Source organism: Microcoleus sp. Z1_A1 (assembly GCF_036700305.1).
GTDB lineage: Bacteria > Cyanobacteriota > Cyanobacteriia > Cyanobacteriales > Microcoleaceae > Microcoleus.
In genome coordinates, this window is the sequence record NZ_JAUBOR010000095.1 from 1 (window position 1) to 3,793 (window position 3,793).

3 protein-coding genes are annotated in these 3,793 nt (G+C 42.5%); 1 reads left to right on the forward strand and 2 read right to left on the reverse strand.

Annotation, left to right across the window (positions count from 1 at the left end):
- Positions 1-176: 176 nt before the first annotated feature.
- Both QT973_RS26745 and QT973_RS26750 read right to left on the reverse strand, forming a co-directional pair.
- Positions 177-1,223: a Fic family protein gene (locus QT973_RS26745; protein ID WP_333212520.1), complete on the reverse strand. Its 1,047-nt coding sequence runs from the start codon at positions 1,221-1,223 to the stop codon at positions 177-179.
- 303 nt (positions 1,224-1,526) lie between these two features.
- Positions 1,527-2,639, reverse strand: a complete 1,113-nt coding sequence (locus QT973_RS26750; protein ID WP_333392555.1) for a hypothetical protein — start codon at positions 2,637-2,639, stop codon at positions 1,527-1,529.
- Between the two features lie 241 nt (positions 2,640-2,880).
- Between QT973_RS26750 and QT973_RS26755 the strand changes: the two genes are divergently transcribed.
- On the forward strand, positions 2,881-3,504 hold the full coding sequence (locus QT973_RS26755) for a siphovirus Gp157 family protein (protein WP_333392556.1): 624 nt from the start codon (positions 2,881-2,883) through the stop codon (positions 3,502-3,504).
- Positions 3,505-3,793: the final 289 nt, after the last annotated feature.

Sequence of the window (3,793 nt, forward strand, 5' to 3'; positions counted from 1 at the left end):
ATGCTTTCATTAGCTTTGATTACATAATGATATTTCATTATTATTGATTGTACCTCATAACAGCGAAAACCGCTGTAACACTTAACCGCTTTCATCAGGCTGCATAATTTTTGCAACTGGGTGTTAGGTTTTGTACTTCAACTCAACACCCAGTTGCTTGTGCCTAATTCCTGTATCTATTGCTTTCGCCAATGCGCCTCAACTCCTCGTCCCCGACATTCCAAACGCCTCGCATCCCTTTCCCGGCGCAAGAGACGGCGAATCAAATCAATTCCCACTGTTGGACACCGTTCCTGCAATTCCCTAATCGAGAATTCTTGAGGCAAATTGTTAATCGCATCCAATACGATCGCCGTTTTAGTTCCTTTTGCAGAAGTAACATACCCTACCCGCTGCTCAAACTCCCGATAAGCTGATAGCAGCATGACTCCCAAGAAATACTCCCACCAAGGTAATAAGTTATGCTGCCCTTCATGCCATCCTTGGGAAGATTGGTAAAGCGTATCGTAGTAACTCTCCTTAGTTCTCTCCACAATCCGTTCTAAACTAATAAATCGCCCCACCTCATAACCAGCTTTGTATAGCAGCAACAAAGTCAGCAACCTTGCCATCCGCCCGTTTCCATCTAAAAATGGATGAATGCACAAGAAATCTAAAATATAAGTTGGAATCAGCAATAAAGGTTCTATCTCGCCCGATTCCCAGAGGCGATTAAACCGTTCTTGCAGGCGTTCCATTGCCGCAGGAGTAGCATAAGCAGGAGTAGGTTGAAACCTCACCACTTTAGTCCCATCAGGATAAGTGGCGCTAATTTCATTATCCACTGTTTTCCAGCGCCCGCCTGTATTAACAGCAAATTGGTAAAGGTCGCGGTGCAGTTGTAAAATGACACCTGTACTAAAAGGAATGTGGGTATAACTGGTGTGAATTGTAGTTAGCACGTCCCGATAACCCGCAATTTCTTGTTCTGAACGATCGCGCGGCGTTGTTTTTTCTGTTACTAATTTTTTAATCCGTTCTAGCGGCACTGTAATGCCTTCAATGCGGTTAGAAGATTCGGTGCTCTGAATAACCGCAGCTTGGCGCAAAGTGCTTAAAACTTGCGGGGCTTGTTGCTTGAATAACTCCTGCTTGCCCTTGTACTCTCCAACCAAGCGAATCGTTTGCAGAAGTCTTTGATTGAGCAGTTGACTTTCAATGAACCCCGATTCAAATGACAGCATATCTATTTTATCTCCCTTTCTATGAATGCGTTAACATCTAAAATTGTCTTGTAAAAACCAGAAAAATCTGTTATTTTATCCTGAGTTTAGGTAGACAATTCAAAAATACAGTTATTACCCTAATGATTAAGCAGAGAAGAAAATTAGGATTGGGTCTAAGCTGGTACGCGAATTTACTTAAAACATCTTATATTTATCCTGTTTGACTGGAAATTTAAGTTTTAATTTGAGTAATTATAACAATTTATCGCGGTTAATGACTCAAATATTGCCTGCGTTTAATCAAAACTTTCTGCTTAACGGTTACGGTTGTGATGAAAGCCGATCGCAAGCAGAACCGACGCCAAATCCAGGTAAATAAGTAAGGCGATAGTTGCTTTTAGCCATAGCCCTTGCCTCTCTTGTTGTCCAAGGTTTGACGCTTAGCAAATCGGGTTCAGTTTCCAGTTGCTTTAAATAAGAGCGATCGCCCGTTACAAAGGCGATCGCAATCGCCAGGAACTTGCAACAGCTCAAAGGAGCCTGAACCACCTGCTTTTCAGTAAACCTAACCACAATCCAATTCCACTCTAAGAATAATTGATTGCGGCGCATATCCCTGTCAGCATCGCAGCAGTGAGTGGGCTTCTTAGATTTGCCAGCATAAGGTTCATCAATCTCGACATCAATTCCGAGTCCAGATGGAGTGTGAATTACAGTAAAATCTGCTGAATAGCTCCTCTGAGATAACGGAATTTTAAACTCTGCTGCTTGGACAACTTCCTCGAAATATTGCTGTAAGTATTGCAAAAAGCGTTGTTCACTCACTCCTTGCCGAGCTTGAGATGTGCCATTAGGACTAACCCGAAGTGACATCAAATCCTTGAGCGCTCGATTTCTGTGCTGTAAGTCAATTTTTACACTTGTAAAAACTGTCTGCAACCCTTCTTTTCCTAGCTTAAAACTAGAAAATTCCTGCTGTTTGTTGGATAACGTCTCTTGTTGGGATAAGCTTTTTTGTTGGGATAATATCTCTTGTTGGGATAACATATCTTGTTGATTGTACTCAAGAACTTGCTGCTTATACCTGGATAGCAGCTTTTGGCGACAACCAAACACATAACTATAAGCAGCCGCAATTAAACATGAATAAGCAGCTACTACCAACAGCATTTCCCACCACAGCCAACCCCAAGAAATAGCTAATAGCGGAAGTACGATCGCACCATAGAGCCAAAATACCCAAATTAACCACAGCAACTTGACAGGTAACACCACAGGTGGTTGAGGCGGAGTCAGCAAAACAACAGGTTTCCCGAATTGTTGAGTTTCTTGAAGTTGGGATGAGGTGGCACAACTAGAAGTTGCCTCTGGCAAAGGATATTGATGGCAGAACTGCATTACCACTTTTGGGTAAAAAACTATAGGATAATTCATAACTTTAAATACTCCTTTTTTTAAGAGCGCGGTCGCGCTATTTTTAAGAAAGTTTTTTGAATTGTATGCAAAAAATTACCCAGTCAAACTCACAAAATTTAACTCATTCTCAACCAGGTAGCCGGATTCAAAAGGACAAACAAATCTCTCTTAAATCCGACCCGGAAACAAGGGCTGCGCTTACTCAACTCGAAGAACGCCGCGATTATTATCACACCTGCATCAACGGAGGATACTAAGCATGAATTTAGCCACAGCAACGCTTGCTCAAAGTTCAATAACTGCGGCTCAACTTTGGCATCAACTAGAGTCAGCAGAAAGCTCAGAAGAAATCGATCAACTGCTGCAATCCCTTTGGCAAACCCAAGAAACCCAGGAACTCGCTGTTGATGCCCATGCCGACTTAGCCGACCAAATTGATGCCGAAATTGCAGGAATTACAGCGCGAATGCAGTATTTGATAGAACTGCATTCAAAAGCTCTCAACAAACTCCAGGGGTGGAGAGAGCGCTTAGACAAAACTGTTCTCTACTTCAACGAGTGCGGCGTGTTAACTTCCGAAGTTATTGGCAAACACCGCCGCATTACTGTTAAGGAAAATCCGCGTACCTGTGAAGTTTTGATTGACCCATCTCAACTGCCAGAACCCTATCGCCGAGTCGAAACCAAAATCGTAATTTCTGCCGACAAAAAGGCGATTGCAGACGCTTGGAAAAAGGGAATGCCTGTAGATGGTACTAGGGTTTTCCGCAAGCGCAAAGTGGTCTACAGCTTGCTTCCCGGTAACAATTTGCACTCTCTTCAAGCCAACCAGACGCTTGAAAGTCGTTCTTCGGATAAAACGCAGCCCAAAAAACGGCGTTAGCCATCTTTTCAGGTGTCAGGAATGCCTGGATTTAACACCTGAATTATTAGACATATCCGAATTAGACACCTCCGAATTATACCATTTATTAAAAGTCATGCAACAGTAGCAACAGTAGGTTGATTTCGTGAAATAAACCCAACGATGCAGATTTGAGCAAGACTTTTTAGAAATGGTATTACAATGTGACACGTTTGTTTTGTAAGAGCGAGGACTTAATTTCGGTCGGTATCTCTTATAAATCAATCCAGTATTGAGGGTTCTCCACTTGTTCTTCGGTGACGTTGAA

What these genes read in the sequence shown, in the direction of transcription:
- QT973_RS26745 (WP_333212520.1), bottom strand. Translation starts at nt 1,223, where the DNA reads ATGCTGTCATTTGAATCGGGGTTCATTGAAAGTCAACTGCTCAATCAA.
- QT973_RS26750 (WP_333392555.1), bottom strand. Translation starts at nt 2,639, where the DNA reads ATGAATTATCCTATAGTTTTTTACCCAAAAGTGGTAATGCAGTTCTGC.
- QT973_RS26755 (WP_333392556.1), top strand. Translation starts at nt 2,881, where the DNA reads ATGAATTTAGCCACAGCAACGCTTGCTCAAAGTTCAATAACTGCGGCT.